This window comes from Aeromicrobium sp., assembly GCF_036676885.1.
GTDB lineage: Bacteria > Actinomycetota > Actinomycetes > Propionibacteriales > Nocardioidaceae > Aeromicrobium.
The window spans coordinates 18597-35520 of sequence record NZ_JAKFCB010000041.1; the positions used below are offsets into that span (position 1 = coordinate 18597).

Here is a 16924-nt window from a genome sequence, read left to right on the forward strand (position 1 = left end):
GAGGAGAGGGTTCCCGACCACCGGCGAGAGGGTTCCGTCTCCGGAACCCTCTCCTCACCCAGCCGGAACCCTCTCCTCACCCAGCCGGAACCCTCTCCTCAGCGGCGTTTGGCGAGGACGTAGCCGTCGCGGTTGAAGACCAGCTCGTACGTTCCGCCGTGGGCCTCCTCGGCGTACGCGACGACGTCGACGGGTGAGCCGATGCCGGCACCGGCATCGAACAGGACGTACGCCGGCCGCACCTCGTCGGTGATCGTGCCCCACCAGTAGACCGTGTGGTCCGTGACGAGGTGGGACATCATCGCGATGTCGGTCTCGACCGTCGCCCCGTCGGGCACCACGGCGATGACCTCGTGTGCCGCGTCGGCACGCGGCGGCTCGTCGTACGTCTCGGAGTCGAGGAGCGTCGACAGCGGCGAGTTGACCAGCGTGAACCCAGTGACGACGACCGCCGCCACCGTCGCCCAGCGCAGCCGCGGCCACCGCCGCATCGCGTCGATCATCGCGATGAACACGATCGGCATCAGCAGCAGGGAGTAGTGCCACTCCGTGCCCCAGTAGTACGCGTTGTCGCCCGCGAACCGCCACGCGAACGTCGGCAGCACCAGCAGCACCCACGGCGACGCCAGCGCCGCCAGCCCCGTGATGCCGACCGTCAGCGCGACGGTCGCGAGCTTGCGCCCCGGCTCGTCGAACAGCGTCGTGAGGAGGCCGCGGTCACCGCCGAGCGACGACGTGTACGCATACGAGTCGGCCGGGTTGAACGCCGGCACGATGACCAGCACGATGACCGCCATCGCGACCAGGCCGATCGCCGCGAGCTGCACCCCGCGCCGCCGCTCCCCCGCGAGCCACAGCACCCCGCCGATCAGCGCGACGGTGAGGCCGAGATCCTCCTTGACCAGCAGCAACGGCAACGACCACAGGAACACGGCATCGAAGCGCCGGTCGACGTACGCCGCACCAGCCAGCGCCAGCAGCGGCGTGCCGAACGCGACCTCGTGGAACTCCGCCTCGACGCCTGACTGGAGCCCGAACGACAGCCCGTACGCCAGCCCGATCGCCGCACCGGTCAGCGTGCCGAGGTGTCGCATCGCCACCAGGGCGATCACCGCGACCGAGATCGTGATCAGCACGACCTGCGCGAGCAGGATCGTCTGCGCCGACGGGAACGCCCGGTAGAACGGCGCGATCAGGGCGTCGATCGGCGAGAAGTGGTCGCCCAGGATGTTGAAGCCGGGTCCCTTGATGTCGACGATCGGCGCACCGGGTCGCGCATACCCCTTGACCGCCTGCTCGAAGATCGCGTGGTCCCACGACGAGATCGTGAAGCGCCGGAAGCGCATCAGCGTCAGCACGCCGTACGCCGCTCCGACCACGACCGCGATCAGCGCGGCCAGGAGTCGCTGGCCGCGTGTGGTGGAGGTCATCGCGCGAGCGTGAGGTTCTCACCCGTCTCCGGGTCGAACACGTGCACCTTCTCGCGCGGTATGACCACCCGGATCGACATGCCGGGACGCAGGGTGCTCTCCGCGGCGAGCTCGGCGACCAGGAAGTTCTGGAACAGGTCGAAGTCGAGCAGGTCCTCGACCTCGTTGAGCAGGTCCTCGACCTCGGGCGCGATGTCGTAGCCGAGGTAGGCGAACTGGCTGCTGCCGCGCCACTCCACGTCGTCGATCCGCGTCGTGAACTCGACCCGGTCGGTCACCGCGCGGCCACCCTCACCGGTCGCGTCGTAGCAGTGCTCCGGACGAATACCCGCGACGACGACCCCACGCTCGCCGATGCGCTCCAGCAAGTTGTCGTCGAGCAGCATCGTGGCCAGCGGCATGACGAGCTGGTGCCCCATCGGGAACGCCGGCACGAGGTTCATGGGCGGCGAGCCGAGGTAGCCGGCCACGAACATGTCGGCCGGCCGCTCGTAGAGGTCGCGCGGCGTGCCGACCTGGTGGATGAATCCCTGGTGCATCACCGCGACCCGGTCGGCGGTGCTGAGCGCCTCCGCGACGTCGTTGGTCGTGAAGATCGACGTGCGCTGGTTCTCCTGCTGCCACTGACTCGTCACGGAGCGCACCTGCGTACGGACGCGCTCGGACTGCTGCGAGAACGGGGCGTCCAGCAGGTACGCCTTGGCGTCGCGCACGAGCGAGCGGCCCAGTGCGACCCGCTGGCGCTGCGCGTCGTCGAGCTCGGCCGGCTTGAGGTCGAGCAGCTCGCCGAGGGCCAGGAACTCGGCCACCTCGTTGATGCGCTCCGACAGCTCCCTGCGGTCATAGCCACGCCGCAGCGTCGCCGCGAACGCGAGGTTGTCGAACACGTCGAGGTGCGGGTGCAGGGCGAAGTCCTGGAACACCATCGCGAGGTCCCGGCGGCGCGGACCGGCCGTGTTGACCACGACGTCGTCGATCAGGATGTCGCCCGAGGTGTGGTCCTCGAGCCCGATGAGCGTGCGCAGGAGCAGGCTCTTGCCGGCACCTGACGGACCCGTGATCGCGAGCGTCTCCCCCGACGGCACCGTGAGGTTGATGTCGTCGAGCAGCGGCCGATCGCCGTTGCCGGCCTTCGTGAGGTTGCGAACTTCGATCGAGGTCATCGGTACGACCTTCCCAGGAGTTGAGTGATCCGGCGCGGGAACACGAGGAGCAGGAGGACCACCGGCGCGACCCACAGGAGGCCGGCCGCGGCGATGGCCGAGCTCGACGCCTCGAGCTGGCCCGTGGCGAGCATCAGCGTGGCCGGCAGGGGGCGGCTGTCGTCGTCGGCCGAGAGCGCCGCCCCGAGCACGAAGTCGTTGCAGGCGGCCACGAACACCAGCAGCGTCGCGACGAGGACACCGGGCAGGACGTTGGGCAGCGCAAAGCGTACGAATGCCTGCGGCCACGTCGCCCCGTCGGCGCGCACGGACTCCCGAAGCGACCACGGGACGTCGCGGAAGACCGTCACGCACAGCCAGATCGCCAGCGGCAGCGTGATCGCCAGCGCCGGCGGGACCAGTGACATCCGGGTGCCGAAGCGGTCGAACGCGATGACCTGATCGGTGATCGGGCCCGCAAGCGCGAGCAACGGGAGCAGCAGGGCCAGGACGACCAGGGCGTACACGAATCGCCGACCGTGGACCGGCAGGCGCACCAGCGCGTACGCGGCCCCGACCGCCAGTGGCATCGCGACGGCCGTGGCGATGCCGGCGACGAACACCGACGTGACCGCGGCGTCCTGGAGGATCTGCGAGTGCAGCGCGCCGTCGAACGCGGCCCAGGAGATCTCCTGCGGCCACACGGTGTTCGGCGTCGTGCCCTCGGGCGCCGTCGCGACCGTGAACGTCCACAGCACCGGCACCAGGGTGAACGCGGCGAACAGCTCGACGCCGATCAGCGACCAGATCGACACCGCCCGCCGGGTGTCGGCGAACAGGACGCCGGCCGCGCTGGTCGCCATGAGGACGACCGCCAGGCCGAGCCAGATCCACAGGTCGGGCCGCGAGACGCGGATGATGCCGTAGTTGGCCACGGCGAACCCGAGGACGAACGCGGCGCCCGAGGCCCAGAGGCGCGAGCGTACGGAGGGCGTCACACGACCCTCCTCACGCGGAACAGCGGCACCATGATCGCGGCCATCAGCAGCATGATCGCCAGCAGGACCATCGACATCGCCGCGCCGAGGCCCAGCTCCAGCGACGAGAAGGTCGTGTCCCACACGAGCAGCGGCGCCGTACGGATCGACGCTCCTGGCTCGTCGACCAGCAGCGGCCCCTCGAGGATGCGGAACGTGTCGAGCGCCCGATAGGTCGTCGCAACCGCGATCGCCGGGCCCATGGCGGGCAGGACGACGCGGCGGGACCGCTGCCAGGCGGTCGCACCGTCAGCGGTCGCGGCCAACAGCAGCGAGCTCGGCACCCGCAGCAGCCCGGCCAGCAGGATCAGCGCCGTGATGCCGGTGCCGCGCCACAGCTCGCCGACCGTCACGCCGACCAGCTTGCCCACCGGCCCGACCTCACCGAGCTCGAACCACTCGACGGCGAACCCCGTCGTGACGGCGTCGCGCCACACCACGGCGGAGACGACCGCGAGCAGTGCGAACGGCACCAGCACGATGACCCGGGTGACCGGCCACAGCACCGTCAGCCGGCGCAACGCCACGGCGAATGCCAGGCCGATCAGCAGCTGCAGCGCCACGACGACCAGCACGATGACCAGCGTCGTTGCGACGGCGAGCCACCACTCGCGGTTGGTCAGCACATCGGCGTAGTTGTCGGCGCCCACGAACGTACGGGCGTCGGGATTGGTCAGCGGAGCCGAGTGGAGCGACAGCCAGATGCCACGACCGATCGGCCATCCCGTGACGACGAGCAGCACCACGAAGGCCGGCGCGAGCCAGCGCCAGCCCTTCACGGGAGCTCCCCGGCGATCGCGGCGCGGACGGCGTCCTGGGAGCGCTCGAGCGTCGAGCCCTGCGAGAAGTCGCGCAGCGGCAGCCAGGCGTCGTCGAGCGCGGTCCGCGCGAGCTGCCAGTAGGGCGTCACCGGCAGCGTCGCACCTGACTGGACGGCGGGCCTCGTGACGGCGGCCATCGGGTATGACTGCTGGACAGCCGGATCGTCGTACGTCGTCAGGCGGCTCGCGCTGTGCCCGGCACTCGTCATGATCGAGTTGAGCACGCTGGGCGAGGTCAGGCAGCTGATCGCCTGGTAGGACAGGTCGGAGTGCGGCGCATACAGCGGCACCGCGAGGCCGACGCCGGACAGCGGCGCGACGCTCGTGTCGGCGACGGTCGGGTAGGCCGTCCAGGCCATGTCCGATGCCACGGAGGCGACGTCCGGGTCGGAGATGACCGAGCTGGGGGCGAGCAGGAAGCCGCCGTCCGGCGCGGCGAACCTCTTGAGCGCGTCCTTCGACGGCCCGGGCCCGCGACCGGAGTCGAGGTAGAACTCGACGACCGAGGCCGCGGCCCGGCCGGCGGCGCTGTCGAGGCCGACCTTGGCATCGCGTCCCGCGCCGTCGACGAGGGTGCCACCGGCGCCCGCGACCAGCGCGTTGACCCACTGGGCCAGCCCGGTGCCGTCGTCGTCCGCGATCTGGACCGTCACGCCGAGCCGCTCGGCGCCGGCGACGAGGTCGTCCCAGCTGATCGGCTTGGTCGTGTCGAGGCCGGCCCGCTCGGCCACGTTGCCGCGATACCAGAGCAGCTGCGGGTCGAACCACCACGGCGCGACGGCGAGCTGGCCGTCGTACGTCGCAGCGGCCAGCGCGGCTGGCGCGATGTCCTTGCCGAAGCCCGCCGCGAGCTCCTCGGGCAGCGGTGCGAGGAATCGCGCGGCGGAGAACTCGGCGGTGAACGCGGAGTCGAGGCTCAGCAGGTCGATCGACGTGTCCTTGGCGAGCAGCCGGCGTACGAGCATCCCGTGGCGCGCGTCGACGTCGGCCGGGAGCTGCTCGACCCGGATCTCGTAGGCGCCGTTGGCCGCCTCGGTGCACGTACGCGCGAGGGCGCTCGTGTCGGCGCGATCGGGGCCGACGTACCAGGTGAGCGTGGGCGTCGCGTCGGGCTTGGCGTTGGACGAGCCGCAGGCGGCGAGCACACACAGGAGGACAGCGCTGCCCGCACGTGCCCAGGCCCTCCCTCGTGCGCTCACGTGCGCAACTTTGCCACAGAGAAGGGGCCCTTCCCGGGCATACCGGGAAAGGCCCCTCAGTCACATGAGTTGACTCACGTCACATCCCGCTCTGCCCTCGGGTTACAGCGTCACATCTTCAAGCATCTCCGTGACCAGCGCTGCGACCGGCGAGCGCTCCGAGCGGGTCAGCGTGACGTGCGCGAACAGCGGGTGGCCCTTGAGCTTCTCGACCACCGCGACGACGCCGTCGTGGCGACCGACCCGCAGGTTGTCCCGCTGGGCGACGTCGTGCGTGAGGACGACCTTGGAGTTGGCGCCGATGCGCGACAGCACCGTCAGCAGCACGTTGCGCTCGAGCGACTGCGCCTCGTCGACGATGACGTACGAGTCGTGCAGCGAGCGGCCGCGGATGTGCGTCAGCGGCAGCACCTCGAGCATCCCGCGATCGAGGATCTCCTCGATGACCGCCGGAGCAGCGACGGCACCGAGGGTGTCGAAGACCGCCTGACCCCACGGACCCATCTTCTCGGACTCGCTGCCCGGCAGGTAGCCGAGCTCCTGGCCGCCGACGGCATACAGCGGGCGGAAGATCACGACCTTCTTGTGCTGGCTGCGCTCCATCGTCGCCTCGAGGCCGGCGCACAGCGCGAGCGCCGACTTGCCGGTGCCGGCGCGACCGCCGAGCGACACGATGCCGATGTCCGGGTCGAGCAGCAGGTCCAGCGCGACCCTCTGCTCGGCGGACCGGCCGTGGATGCCGAACGCGTCGCGGTCGCCGCGGACGAGCTGCACCTCCTTGTCGGCGGTGACCCGGCCGAGGCCGCTGCCCTTGTCCGACAGCAGCACGAGCCCGGTGTGGCACGGCAGGTCGCGGGCCTCCGGCAGGTCGAGCGTGCCGCCCTCGTAGAGGGCGTCCAGGTCGTCGCTCTCGACCTCGAGCTCCCGCATACCGGTCCAGCCCGACTCGAGGGCCAGCTCGGCACGGTATTCCTCGGCGACCAGCCCGACCGCCGAAGCCTTGACCCGCATCGGCAGGTCCTTGGACACGATCGTGACGTCATTGCCCTCGTTGGCGAGGTTGCGGGCGACCGACAGGATGCGGGTGTCGTTGTCGCCGAGGCGGAAGCCGGACGGCAGCGACGAGGAGTCGGTGTGGTTGAGCTCGACGCGGATCGTGCCGCCTTCGTCGCCGATCGGCAGCGGTACGTCGAGGGTGCCGTGCAGCACGCGGAGGTCGTCGAGGAAGCGCAGCGCGCTACGGGCGAAGTAGCCGAGCTCGGGGTCGTGCCGCTTGCCCTCGAGCTCGGTGATCACCACGACGGGTATGACCACCTCATGCTCATGGAAGCGGTTGACAGCGTTGGGGTCCGCGAGCAGGACACTGGTGTCCAGGACGTACGTGCGGCGGACAGGGCTCGTGCTCGGCTTCTTCGTGCGCGTTGCGGCCACAACTGTCTCCTCAACGAGCCCGCGCGCACCCTGCGCCGGCCCTACTCGGGGGCGGGAAATCGGGGCTCAGGGGCGAGCATCAACACACCTCGAACGTACGACCGGGAGTCGCGGAATTCGGTAAGACACGCCCGACTCCGGGTGACATCCACATGAACGCCAGCACCGAGGCGACCATGGGCCGAGCGCAGGAATACAGGCGCGCTACTGGCCGAACCGGCGCTCGCGGGCGGCGTACGACCGCATCGCGCGCAGGAAGTCGACGTGCCGGAACGCGGGCCACAGCGCATCGCTGAAGTAGAACTCCGAGTGCACGCTCTGCCACAGCAGGAAGCCCGACAGCCGCTGCTCCCCCGACGTACGGATCACGAGGTCGGGGTCCGGCTGGCCCTTGGTGTAGAGGTGCTCGGCGATGTCGTCGACCTCCAGGGTGCTGGCGACCTCGGCGAGGTCACGCCCCTTGGCGGCCTGGTCGAGCAGCAGCGACCGCATCGCGTCGGTGAGCTCCTGGCGCCCGCCGTAGCCGACGCAGATGTTGACCCGCATGCCCTTGACGTCAGAGGTCGAGTCGGCGAGCCGCTTCATCCGTCCGGCGGACTCTGCCGGCAGCATGTCGAGGTTGCCGATCACCGCGAGTGACCAGCGCTTCTCGGCGGCGAGCTTCTCCATCAGGCCCTCGACCGCGGCGAGGATGCTGCCGACCTCCTCGGGCGAACGCTGGAGGTTGTCGGTCGACAGGAGCCACAGCGTGACGATCTCGACGCCCAGCTCGTCGCACCACTGCGCGAACTCCGAGATCTTGTCGGCGCCGGCCTGATAACCCTGCTCGTACCGGGTGCCGGCGCCCTTGGCCCAGCGGCGATTGCCGTCGACGATCGCCCCGACATGGTGTGGGAGGCGGGCCGGATCGAGCCGCTTGACGAGGCGTCGCTCGTAGATGCCGTACGCGAGATCGCTGACTCCCATGGTCCGAGCGTAACGCTCACCACAGCGCCCGCTCAGCGCCGTCGGCACCGGTCTGCCTGTTGGTGCCGGTGGCCTACTCTGACGTCATGACCAACCGTGAGTCCGAAGGCATCGTGCACGAGGCCACGGACCGGATCCGCGAGACCGTCGACGAGATCAAGCCGAAGCTCCGCGGCTGGCTGCACGCCGCGACGTGGCCGCTGGCCTTCTTCGGCTTCCTCGTCATGCTCGTGGTCGCGGAGAACATCAAGGTCCGGGTCGGCGTCGCGGTCTTCATGGTCAGCGCCCTGATGCTGTTCGGCACCAGCGCGGTCTACCACACCGGACGCTGGTCGAGCGTGACGAAGGGGCGGCTCAAGCGGCTCGACCACGCCAACATCTTCGTGCTGATCGCGGGATCATACACGCCGTTCAGCCTGCTCCTGCTCGACACCAGGGACGCCGTCATCCTGCTGTCGATCGTCTGGGGCGGGACGATCCTTGGCGTGCTGTTCCGGGTGTTCTGGATCGGCGCCCCCCGTTGGCTCTACGTGCCGATCTACCTCGCGCTTGGCTGGGCTGCGGTGTTCTGGATCGACGAGTTCAAGGAGAACGGCTCCACCGCGGTCCTGGTGCTGCTCGCGACCGGCGGAGCGCTCTACACGATCGGCGCCATCGTCTACGGCTTCAAGTGGCCCGACCCGTCGCCGAAGTACTTCGGCTTCCACGAGATCTTCCACGCGTTCACGATCGCGGCGTTCATCGTGCACTACATCGGCGTCAGCCTGCTCGCCTACCAGAGGCACTAGCTTCCGGTCAGCGCCTCCAGATCGCTCGGATCCGTCACCGGCCGGCGGCAGACGAAGCCCTCGCAGACGTACGCCGCGGTGCGACCGTCGACCAGGTCACGCTGTTCGAACAACGGGATGTCGAGGCCGACGTCGCCGGCGATCACGACGGCGCCGGGCGAGGTCAGCTGCAGCGCGGCCCGGTGCAGCTCCGTACGCTCATCACGCGGGCCGACCACCGCGATCTCGAGCGGGCCGGCCACCACCGCCTCGGCGGCAGCCAGCGTCCAGCCGGCGAACCTCGGCACCTGCGTCGCGATGTTGGCGGCCGAGGCGATGCCGGACTCGGCGGCGGCCCGATAGCGGTGCTCGCCGGTGATCGCGGCGAACGAGAGGAGCGCCGCGACCGCCGCAGAGGTGCCGGACGGGTACGCGTTGTCGGACGCGTCCTTCGGGCGTACGACCAGGGTCTCGGCGTCGTCGGCGGTGTCGAAGAACCCGCCCTCGGGATCGGCGAAGTGGTCGACGACCCGATCGAGGAGCAGCCTCGCCCGGTCCAGCCACGCCGCGTCGCCGGTGATGCCGAGCACCGCGATGAACGCCTCGGCGACCGCACCGTGATCCTCCAGCACCGCCGAGTTCGCCCCGGCCACGCCGTCGCGTGACGTGCGGGCGAACCGCTCCCCGAGGTGCACGTCGACCAGCACCTGGGCGGCCGCGACCGCAGCGTCGGCGAAGTCCGGCTCGTCGAGCAGCACCGCGGCCTCGGCCAGCGCCGTGATCGCCAACCCGTTCCACGACGCCACGACCTTGTCGTCTCGCGCCGGCCGCGTGCGCTGGGACCGGGCCTCGAGAAGCTTCGTGCGTACGCCTTCCCAGCGGGCCGGGTCGTCCGGGTCCATACGGAGCTGGAGCGTCGAGAACCCGCGCTCGAACGTTCCCGGTCCCGTCACGCCGAGCAGCTGTGCGGCCCAGGCCCCGTCCTCGACGCCGAGCAACCGCATGAGCTGGTTGGGGTTCCAGACGTAGAACGTGCCCTCGTGTCCGTCGCTGTCGGCGTCGAGCGCGGAGGCGAAGCCGCCCTCGGGCGTACGCAGCTCGTCGAGCAGGAACCGGCCGGTCTCGCGAGCGATGCGCTCGGCGAGCGGCGAGCCGGTCTGCCGCCACCAGTGCAGGTAGACCCGCAGCAGGAGCGCGTTGTCGTAGAGCATCTTCTCGAAGTGCGGCACGCGCCAGAACCGGTCGACGCTGTAGCGCGCGAACCCGCCGGACAGCTGGTCGTACATCCCGCCGCGAGCCATCGACTCGCACGTGCCGACAACCATGCTGAGCGCCTGCTCGGAGCCCGTACGCGCGACGTCGCGCAGCAGGAACTCCAGGACCATCGACGGCGGGAACTTCGGGCTCGCGCCGAATCCCCCGGCCTCGGCGTCGTACTGCTTGGCCAGGTCCTCGACCGCCGCGTCGAGCTCGGCGGGGCCGAGGGCGCTGCCGCTCGTGTCGGTGTTCTGCTGCAGGTGGGCGAGCACGTCGTCACTGACCTTCAGCACCTCGTCACGACGATCGCGCCACGCCTCCGCGAGCGCCTGCAACACCTGGGTGAACGCGGGCGTGCCCTGTCGCGGCTCGGGCGGGAAGTACGTGCCGGCGAAGAACGGTTCGCCCGTCGGCGTCAGGACACACGTCATCGGCCAACCGCCCTGACCCGTCATGGCGGTCGTCGCCTTCATGTAGACCGCGTCGATGTCGGGGCGTTCCTCGCGGTCGACCTTGATGTTGATGAAGTGGTCGTTCATGTACGCCGCCGTCGCCGGGTCCTCGAACGACTCGTGCGCCATGACGTGGCACCAGTGGCACGCGGCGTAGCCGACGCTCAGCAGGATCGGCCGGTCCAGCTCCTGCGCCACGGCCAGCGCCTCGTCGCTCCACTCCCACCAGTCGACCGGATTGTCGGCGTGCTGCTGCAGGTACGGGCTGGTGGCCTGGGCGAGGCGATTCGGCATACCGCCACCCTAGGCGCGTGGTTCGATGGCCGCGCCCCGGCGGACTAGCGGTCCTCGCCCTCCCAGGGCTGCTGCGCCTTCTTGGAGTGCTTGAGGAACGAGCGCGACAGGAAGAACGTCGCGACGCACAACGCGACGACGATGCCCAGCGCGATCCAGCCCGGCTTGACGTCCTCCTTGGAGAAGGCCGGCTCGGCCGTGACGAAGGCGGCGATCGCGTACACGTTCATGCCTCCAGAGTAGTCGCCGCTGTTGCCTGCCGAACGGTCAGGCGTTGCGGGCGTACGTCGCCGGTGGCGTCCCGACGACGGAGGTGAAGGCCCGGGTCAGGTGCGCCTGGTCGCTGAAGCCGAGCTCGGCGGCCAGCGCGGCCCAGTCCGTACGCGTGCCGGTGTGGGCAGCCGCCGCCGCGTCGAGCAACCGGAACCGCTGCACGACCCACTTGGGCCCGATCCCGAGGTAGGCCGTGAACTGGCGTTGCAGTGTGCGCAGGCTGACCCCCGCGAGCTCCGCGAGCTGCTCGGCCCGGGTCAGCGAGCGGTCTCGCTCCGCCGCGTCGACGAGCGCGTTGATGGCGTCGGCGTCCGGATCGGCCACGATGTCGAGCCGGTCGAGGTGCGCCTCCAGCTCCGCGACCATCTCCTCGTCCGTCGCGTCAGCTCGAAGGATCTCGGCCGCAGCGGACGAGTCATCGGGACCGACGACGTCGCAGAGAGGCACGATCCGGCCCGACACGATGCCCAGGTCCGCCCCGAGGACAGCGCGAAAGCTCGCCGGCCTGAACGCTGCGCCGAGCACGTGCCCCGTGCCGGTGAGCGTACGGACGAACGGCTCGCGGGTGATCCCGTTGACCAGCAGCCGCGGCCGCCCCTCGAGGAGCTCCGCCGACACGTGCACGAACGGTTGCGGGATGACCTGCTGCACGAACGGCTCGGGGCACTCCCAGCGGACGATCCAGTGGTACTGGATGAACGGCCGCCAGCGCTCCGCGGGCACGACCCGGCGCACGTCGATGTGCTTCGCCGCGGCCGTCGGCCGCAGGATCGCGGACTCTCCCCTGCCCACCGGCTCAGACGTCATGCCACCAGTGTCGCGTTTGTCCAAGACAGTTCCGAGCCGAGCCTCCTAGCGTCGAGGCATGAGCAGAGCACACACCACATCAGGCAGGTTCACGGTCACGTCCTGGGACGAGAAGGTCATCGCCGACATCGACGGAGAGAGCACCGAGATCAACGGCGTGAGCTATCCCAAGCGCGGCTTCTCACGCGCCGACACGACGTACGCCTACAGCGGCGACATCGAGGGCACCGGCATCGTCGCGTACCTCATCTCCTACAACCCAGGCTTCGCGCCGACGTCCGGCTTCGAGCGCTTCGAGGGCTCGATCGACGGCCATGACGGGTCGCTGGTGTTCCAGCACGTCGGCGACCACGACGAGCAGACCGTGCGCGCGACGCTGCACATCGTCGAAGGGATGGGCACCGGCGGTCTCGAGGGCATGACGGGCGAGGCGACGGTCGAGCTCGCCGGGCACAGCGACGACGGCTACGACATCACCCTGAACTACGACCTGTGAACATGCCGCCGGCCGCGAACCGGGGCACAGTGAGCACATGAGCACCAAGACGACAGGACGATTCACGCCGACCGGCTGGGACGAGTCGGTCATCGAGGACATCGACGGAGTCGGCGAGACCAAGAACGGCACCTACTACCCGAGCCGCGGCGTCACGACCGCGAAGGTCACCTTCCAGTACACCGGCGACATCGCGGGCACGAGCGCGACGACGTACCTGTTCGCGTATCGCGACAGCAAGGCCGGCCACGCCGACATCCTCGGCTACGAGCGGTTCACCGGGACGGTCGGCGGGCGGGAGGGCTCATGCGTGTTCCGGCACACCGGCTCGTACGAGGACGGCGCCGTCACCGCCCGCGTCGAGGTCCTGCCCGGGCTCGGCACGGACGGCCTCGCCGACCTGTCCGGAACCGCCGACATCTCGATGGCGGGACCGCCGCCGGAGGGCGGCTACGAGTTCACGTTGACCCAGGGCTGAGCACCGGCAAGGTGCCCGGCAACCATGGCCCAAGGTCCCTAGGAGGCCGTGACACGGTGGAACAGACTGGATTTCATCCAGCGAGTTCACCATTGACTCTCACACCAATCACGGAGCGTCATTGTGCCGAACGTTTCATCGCAAGCCAGTCCTCCCCTGCTCTCCGACCGGTCCGCCGCCGTCGTCAGTGCCACCGCGGCCGTCGTCGCGGAGCACGCCGAGCAGATCACCGCCCGGTTCTATCCGCGGATGTTCGCCGAGCACCCCGACCTCCTGAGGGTCTTCAACCAGGGCAACCAGGCCACCGGGGAGCAGAGCCGCGCGTTGGCTGCCTCGGTCGTCGCGTACGCCGTGCAGCTCATCGATCCCGATGCGCCGTCGTTCGACCACGTCATGAGCCGCATCGCGCACAAGCACATCTCGCTGGGGATCCGTCCCGAGCAGTACACCATCGTCGGACATCACCTGATCGCTGCCGTCGGCGAGGTGCTCGGCGACGCCGTCACCCCCGAGGTGGCCTCCGCGTGGGACGAGGTCTACTGGCTGTTCGCCACGCAACTGATCGCCGAGGAGGCCCGGCTCTACCAGCAGGCCGGCGTCGACCCGGCCCGCCCGCTGCGCCCCTACCGCGTGGTCCGGCGGATCGAGGAGACCGACGACGTCGTCTCGCTCGTCCTCGAGCCTGCGGACGGCGAGGGACTGCCGGAGATCGCCCCCGGCCAGTACGTCTCGGTGTTCGTCGACCTCCCCGACGGAGGTCGCCAGCCACGCCAGTACACGGTGTCCTCCACCGCGCTGGGCACCCGCCTGCAGATCACGATCAGTCGGCTCCGGGGCACCGACGGCGCGCCCGACGGTCAGGTCTCGTCGTTCCTGCACGACCACGTCGAGGTCGGCGACCTCCTCGACGTCAGCGCCCCTGCAGGCGACTTCGTCGTGCAGTCGTCGACCGATCCGCTGCTGCTGGCGAGCGCCGGCGCCGGCATCACGACGGTGCTGCCGATCGTCGAGCTCATCGCCCGGACGCAGCCCGGACGACGCGTCATCGTCGCCCACGCGGATCGCACGGCGCAGGACCACGCGCTGCGTGACACCGTCATGCACGTCGGACGACAGATCGACGACTTCACCTCGTACACCTGGTACGAGACGGTCGAGAAGGCGGACGTCCGCTCCGTCAAGGGCTACATGGATCTGTCGGAGACACCCTTGGGCGACAACATCCAGGTCTTCACGTGTGGCCCGCTGCCGTTCATGCGCCACGTCCGGACGACGTTGCTCGACCGCGGAGTGCCGGCCTCACGGATCCGGTACGAGGTGTTCGGTCCCGACCTCTGGGCGGTCTGAGCCTCGCGGGTCAGCGCGGACGCCAGCGCAGACCCGCGCTCTACTTGTCGCTTCGCGGGCTCTGCTGACGCAGACCCGCGAAGAGATCGTCCTCGGGAACGCTGGTGTCGACCTTGGAGTCCACGAGCTGGTAGTCCTCGGTCGGCCAGGCCTCCTCCTGCACCTGATGCGGGATCGCGAACCAGAAGCCGTTGGGGTCGATCTGCGTCGCGTGCGCCAGCAGCGCCTGGTCGCGTACGCCGAAGTAGTCGGCGCACTCGACCCGGGTCGTCAGCCGCGCCTCGTCCTCGGGCTTGCGCTCCCAGGATTCGAGTCGGTCGGCGAACGGGTTGTCGAGCCCGTGCTTCTTCATCTCCTCGTCGATCGCCAGCATGCGGGCGTAGCTCCAGCTCAGGTGGTAGTAGAGCTTGGACACCTGCCACGGCTCACCCGCATCGGGGTAGCGCTCGGGGTCGGCGGCCGCTTCGTACGCGTAGACGCTGATCTCGTGGCACTTGATGTGGTCGGGGTGCGGGTAGCCACCGTTCTCGTCGTACGTCGTGAGGACGTGCGGCTGGAACGAGCGGATCAGGCGTACGAGCGGCTCGGCGGCCTCCTCGATCGGCACGAGCGCGAAGCAGCCCTCGGGCAGCGGCGGCTTGGGGTCGCCCTCGGGCCAGCCGGAGTCGACGAACCCGAGCCAGTCCTGCTTGACGCCGAGGATCTCGCGGGCCCGATCCATCTCCTCACGGCGGATCTCGGAGATCAGCGCGGGGTTCTCGAGGATGCCGGGATGCTCGAAGCCGGGGTTGAGGATCGAGCCCCGCTCGCCTCCGGTGCAGGTGACCACATGCACGTCGACGCCCTCAGCGACATACCTCGCGGTCGACGCCGCCCCTTTGCTCGACTCGTCGTCGGGATGGGCGTGAACGTGCATGAGGCGCAGCTGATCGACCACGGTTCTCCTTCGAAGGCTCGAGCAAAATCCTCGCACTGTCTGCAACATCATGTACGTCCCGGGTTGTTCCGTCCGCAATACTCTCGGTATGAAAACTCCCGATGCCGTGATCGTGACCGGCGCCTCGACCGGCATCGGCAAGGCCATGGTCGACACCTTCGCTGCCAACGGAATCCGCGTGTTCGCAGCCGTGCGCGACCTGTCCACGGTCGACGAGCACCCGCTGGTGACGCCCGTACGCCTTGACGTCACCTCGGCGAAGGAAGCCGTCGACGCGGCCGAGCTGGTTGCCGCGTCGCTCGGCAGCGAGACCCGCTTGCGCGGCATCGTCAACAACGCCGGCATCGCCGTCGGCGGTCCGCTGGAGTTCCTCGACCTCGACGAGCTGCGCCGTCAGCTCGAGGTCAACGTCGTGGGCCAGCTCGCGGTGACCCAGGCCTTCCTGCCGCTGCTGCGCCAGCACGGCAAGGGCCGCATCGTGTTCACGAGCTCGGTCGCTGGACGTATGGCCGCACCGTTCATCGGGCCGTATGCGGCCTCGAAGCACGCCCTCAACGGCATGGCCGAGTCGCTGCGCCGCGAGCTCAAACCGTGGGGCATCGGCGTCTCGGTGCTCGCGCCCGCGACCGTGGCGACCCCGATCTGGGACAAGGCCGGCGACGACATCGACGACGTCGAGGCGACGCTGCCACCCCGGGCGCTCGAGCTCTACGGGGCAGCCATCACTGCGATGCGCTCGATCTCGAAGGATGCCCGTACCTCCGGGATCCCGGCGTCGAAGGTCGCCGAAGCGGCGCACCATGCGGTGTTCGCTCGCCGGGCCAAGGCGGAGTACCTCGTCGGGGCCGAGGCCAAGATGATCGCGACCGCCTCGAACCTGCTGCCGTACCGGACGTTCGACAAGGCCGTCCGGAGGCAGATGTTCGGCTCCTGAGACAATGGGAGGCGTGACCGACCTCAGCTCCCGCTACGGGACCCGCACCCGACCGCGCTGGTTCTGGCCGGCCGTCGCGGCGGTCGGCATCGCGCTCGGCATCACGTTCGCGGCCTGGGTCGGCTTCCAGGATGAGCCCGTCAAGGGCCAGCTGTGGGGCTACGACGTCAAGAGCGAGCACCTCGTGACGCTGACGGTCGACGTCATCCGGCCCGACCCCCTCGACGTTCGCTGCACGGTCTACGCGCAGGCCGCCGACCACTCGATCGTCGGCGAGAAGACCGTCGACGTACCGGCGTCCAACGACGAGAAGACCCGCATCTCGATCGATGTCCAGACCGAGCGAAAGGCCGTCACCGGTGTAGTGAAGACGTGTGAACCTCGCCGTTGAGTGCTAACATGGGAGGTTCACCCCGGGCGTACGCCTGGGGTGCAGCACGTAAAGGAGCGCTCATATGACTCAGCCCACAGAGACCGACACCATCTGGGTGACCCGGGAGGCTTACGCGCGCCTGCAGCAGGAGCTCGAGCACCTCAAGGGCGATGTGCGCGCCGACATCACGGCCAAGATCGCGGCCGCCCGCGACGAGGGTGACCTCAAGGAGAACGGCGGCTATCACGCCGCTCGCGAGGAGCAGGGCAAGACCGAGGCCCGCATCCGTCAGCTCGAGGACATGCTTCGGCGTGCCGAGGTCGGCGACAAGCCGGCTGACGACGGCATGGTCGAGGCCGGCATGATCGTCACGATCCGCTTCAAGGGCGACACCGACACCGAGCAGTTCCTGCTCGGCTCGCGTGAGCTGCTCAGCATGGACTCCAGCGTCGACATCGACGTCTACTCGCCGACCTCGCCGCT

At 69.5% G+C, this 16924-nt stretch carries 18 protein-coding genes; 7 read left to right on the forward strand and 11 right to left on the reverse strand.

Annotated elements, in window-relative coordinates:
* Positions 1-98: 98 nt before the first annotated feature.
* The 7 genes from V6M46_RS02195 to V6M46_RS02225 form a co-directional block, all read right to left on the reverse strand.
* A complete protein-coding gene (locus V6M46_RS02195; protein ID WP_332662113.1) occupies positions 99-1430 on the reverse strand; it encodes a DUF2079 domain-containing protein in 1332 nt (443 codons plus the stop codon).
* On the reverse strand, positions 1427-2593 hold the full coding sequence (locus V6M46_RS02200) for an ABC transporter ATP-binding protein (RefSeq protein ID WP_332662115.1): 1167 nt from the start codon (positions 2591-2593) through the stop codon (positions 1427-1429). Before V6M46_RS02200 ends, V6M46_RS02195 begins: the two co-directional genes overlap by 4 nt.
* The gene (locus tag V6M46_RS02205; RefSeq protein WP_332662117.1) at positions 2590-3570 is read right to left on the reverse strand and encodes a carbohydrate ABC transporter permease; all 981 of its coding nucleotides are present in this window, start codon (positions 3568-3570) and stop codon (positions 2590-2592) included. The genes V6M46_RS02200 and V6M46_RS02205 overlap by 4 nt, the downstream gene beginning before the upstream one ends.
* Complete coding sequence (locus tag V6M46_RS02210; protein WP_332662119.1) at positions 3567-4388, reverse strand: carbohydrate ABC transporter permease; 822 nt, start codon at positions 4386-4388, stop codon at positions 3567-3569. Before V6M46_RS02210 ends, V6M46_RS02205 begins: the two co-directional genes overlap by 4 nt.
* The gene (locus tag V6M46_RS02215; RefSeq protein WP_332662121.1) at positions 4385-5629 is read right to left on the reverse strand and encodes an extracellular solute-binding protein; all 1245 of its coding nucleotides are present in this window, start codon (positions 5627-5629) and stop codon (positions 4385-4387) included. Before V6M46_RS02215 ends, V6M46_RS02210 begins: the two co-directional genes overlap by 4 nt.
* Before the next feature lie 102 nt (positions 5630-5731).
* A complete protein-coding gene (locus V6M46_RS02220; RefSeq protein ID WP_332662122.1) occupies positions 5732-7060 on the reverse strand; it encodes a PhoH family protein in 1329 nt (442 codons plus the stop codon).
* 204 nt (positions 7061-7264) lie between these two features.
* Positions 7265-8026, reverse strand: coding sequence for an isoprenyl transferase (locus V6M46_RS02225; RefSeq protein WP_332662123.1), 762 nt, complete (start codon positions 8024-8026; stop codon positions 7265-7267).
* A gap of 86 nt (positions 8027-8112) precedes the next feature.
* Between V6M46_RS02225 and trhA the strand changes: the two genes are divergently transcribed.
* On the forward strand, positions 8113-8814 hold the full coding sequence (gene trhA / locus V6M46_RS02230; RefSeq protein ID WP_332662124.1) for a PAQR family membrane homeostasis protein TrhA: 702 nt from the start codon (positions 8113-8115) through the stop codon (positions 8812-8814).
* Here the strand turns inward: trhA and V6M46_RS02235 are convergent.
* The 3 genes from V6M46_RS02235 to V6M46_RS02245 are packed head-to-tail and all read right to left on the reverse strand — an operon-like array spanning position 8811 to position 11876.
* Positions 8811-10796 (reverse strand): thioredoxin domain-containing protein, encoded by a 1986-nt coding sequence (locus V6M46_RS02235; RefSeq protein ID WP_332662125.1) that lies wholly within the window; start codon positions 10794-10796, stop codon positions 8811-8813. The two genes, trhA and V6M46_RS02235, sit on opposite strands and share 4 nt — an antisense overlap.
* A 44-nt stretch (positions 10797-10840) precedes the next feature.
* Positions 10841-11026: a hypothetical protein gene (locus tag V6M46_RS02240; protein ID WP_332662127.1), complete on the reverse strand. Its 186-nt coding sequence runs from the start codon at positions 11024-11026 to the stop codon at positions 10841-10843.
* A gap of 37 nt (positions 11027-11063) precedes the next feature.
* Positions 11064-11876 (reverse strand): helix-turn-helix domain-containing protein, encoded by an 813-nt coding sequence (locus V6M46_RS02245; protein ID WP_332662129.1) that lies wholly within the window; start codon positions 11874-11876, stop codon positions 11064-11066.
* Positions 11877-11934: 58 nt separating this feature from the next.
* Between V6M46_RS02245 and V6M46_RS02250 the strand changes: the two genes are divergently transcribed.
* The 3 genes from V6M46_RS02250 to V6M46_RS02260 all read left to right on the forward strand — a co-directional run bounded on the left by V6M46_RS02250 (position 11935) and on the right by V6M46_RS02260 (position 14197).
* Entirely contained in the window at positions 11935-12372 is a 438-nt protein-coding gene (locus tag V6M46_RS02250) for a DUF3224 domain-containing protein (protein WP_332662130.1), read from the forward strand.
* A 37-nt stretch (positions 12373-12409) separates the two neighbouring features.
* Positions 12410-12850 carry a DUF3224 domain-containing protein gene (locus V6M46_RS02255; RefSeq protein WP_332662131.1) on the forward strand — a complete coding sequence of 147 codons (441 nt, stop codon included), beginning with the start codon at positions 12410-12412 and terminating at the stop codon, positions 12848-12850.
* A 123-nt stretch (positions 12851-12973) separates the two neighbouring features.
* Entirely contained in the window at positions 12974-14197 is a 1224-nt protein-coding gene (locus tag V6M46_RS02260) for a globin domain-containing protein (protein ID WP_332662132.1), read from the forward strand.
* A gap of 40 nt (positions 14198-14237) precedes the next feature.
* Here the strand turns inward: V6M46_RS02260 and mca are convergent, their stop codons facing one another.
* Positions 14238-15134, reverse strand: a complete 897-nt coding sequence (mca, locus tag V6M46_RS02265) for a mycothiol conjugate amidase Mca (protein WP_332662133.1) — start codon at positions 15132-15134, stop codon at positions 14238-14240.
* An 88-nt stretch (positions 15135-15222) separates the two neighbouring features.
* Between mca and V6M46_RS02270 the strand changes: the two genes are divergently transcribed.
* The 3 genes from V6M46_RS02270 to V6M46_RS02280 all read left to right on the forward strand — a co-directional run.
* Positions 15223-16068 (forward strand): SDR family oxidoreductase, encoded by an 846-nt coding sequence (locus V6M46_RS02270; RefSeq protein WP_332662134.1) that lies wholly within the window; start codon positions 15223-15225, stop codon positions 16066-16068.
* Between the two features lie 13 nt (positions 16069-16081).
* Positions 16082-16459 (forward strand): DUF4307 domain-containing protein, encoded by a 378-nt coding sequence (locus V6M46_RS02275; RefSeq protein WP_332662135.1) that lies wholly within the window; start codon positions 16082-16084, stop codon positions 16457-16459.
* 64 nt (positions 16460-16523) lie between these two features.
* The coding region (locus V6M46_RS02280; RefSeq protein WP_332662136.1) for a GreA/GreB family elongation factor at positions 16524-16924 on the forward strand (401 nt) is incomplete at its 3' end.

What these genes read in the sequence shown, in the direction of transcription:
- V6M46_RS02225 (WP_332662123.1), bottom strand. Translation starts at nt 8,026, where the DNA reads ATGGGAGTCAGCGATCTCGCGTACGGCATCTACGAGCGACGCCTCGTC.
- V6M46_RS02235 (WP_332662125.1), bottom strand. Translation starts at nt 10,796, where the DNA reads ATGCCGAATCGCCTCGCCCAGGCCACCAGCCCGTACCTGCAGCAGCAC.
- V6M46_RS02255 (WP_332662131.1), top strand. Translation starts at nt 12,410, where the DNA reads ATGAGCACCAAGACGACAGGACGATTCACGCCGACCGGCTGGGACGAG.
- trhA (WP_332662124.1), top strand. Translation starts at nt 8,113, where the DNA reads ATGACCAACCGTGAGTCCGAAGGCATCGTGCACGAGGCCACGGACCGG.
- V6M46_RS02245 (WP_332662129.1), bottom strand. Translation starts at nt 11,876, where the DNA reads ATGACGTCTGAGCCGGTGGGCAGGGGAGAGTCCGCGATCCTGCGGCCG.
- V6M46_RS02195 (WP_332662113.1), bottom strand. Translation starts at nt 1,430, where the DNA reads ATGACCTCCACCACACGCGGCCAGCGACTCCTGGCCGCGCTGATCGCG.
- V6M46_RS02270 (WP_332662134.1), top strand. Translation starts at nt 15,223, where the DNA reads ATGAAAACTCCCGATGCCGTGATCGTGACCGGCGCCTCGACCGGCATC.
- V6M46_RS02240 (WP_332662127.1), bottom strand. Translation starts at nt 11,026, where the DNA reads ATGAACGTGTACGCGATCGCCGCCTTCGTCACGGCCGAGCCGGCCTTC.
- V6M46_RS02200 (WP_332662115.1), bottom strand. Translation starts at nt 2,593, where the DNA reads ATGACCTCGATCGAAGTTCGCAACCTCACGAAGGCCGGCAACGGCGAT.
- V6M46_RS02250 (WP_332662130.1), top strand. Translation starts at nt 11,935, where the DNA reads ATGAGCAGAGCACACACCACATCAGGCAGGTTCACGGTCACGTCCTGG.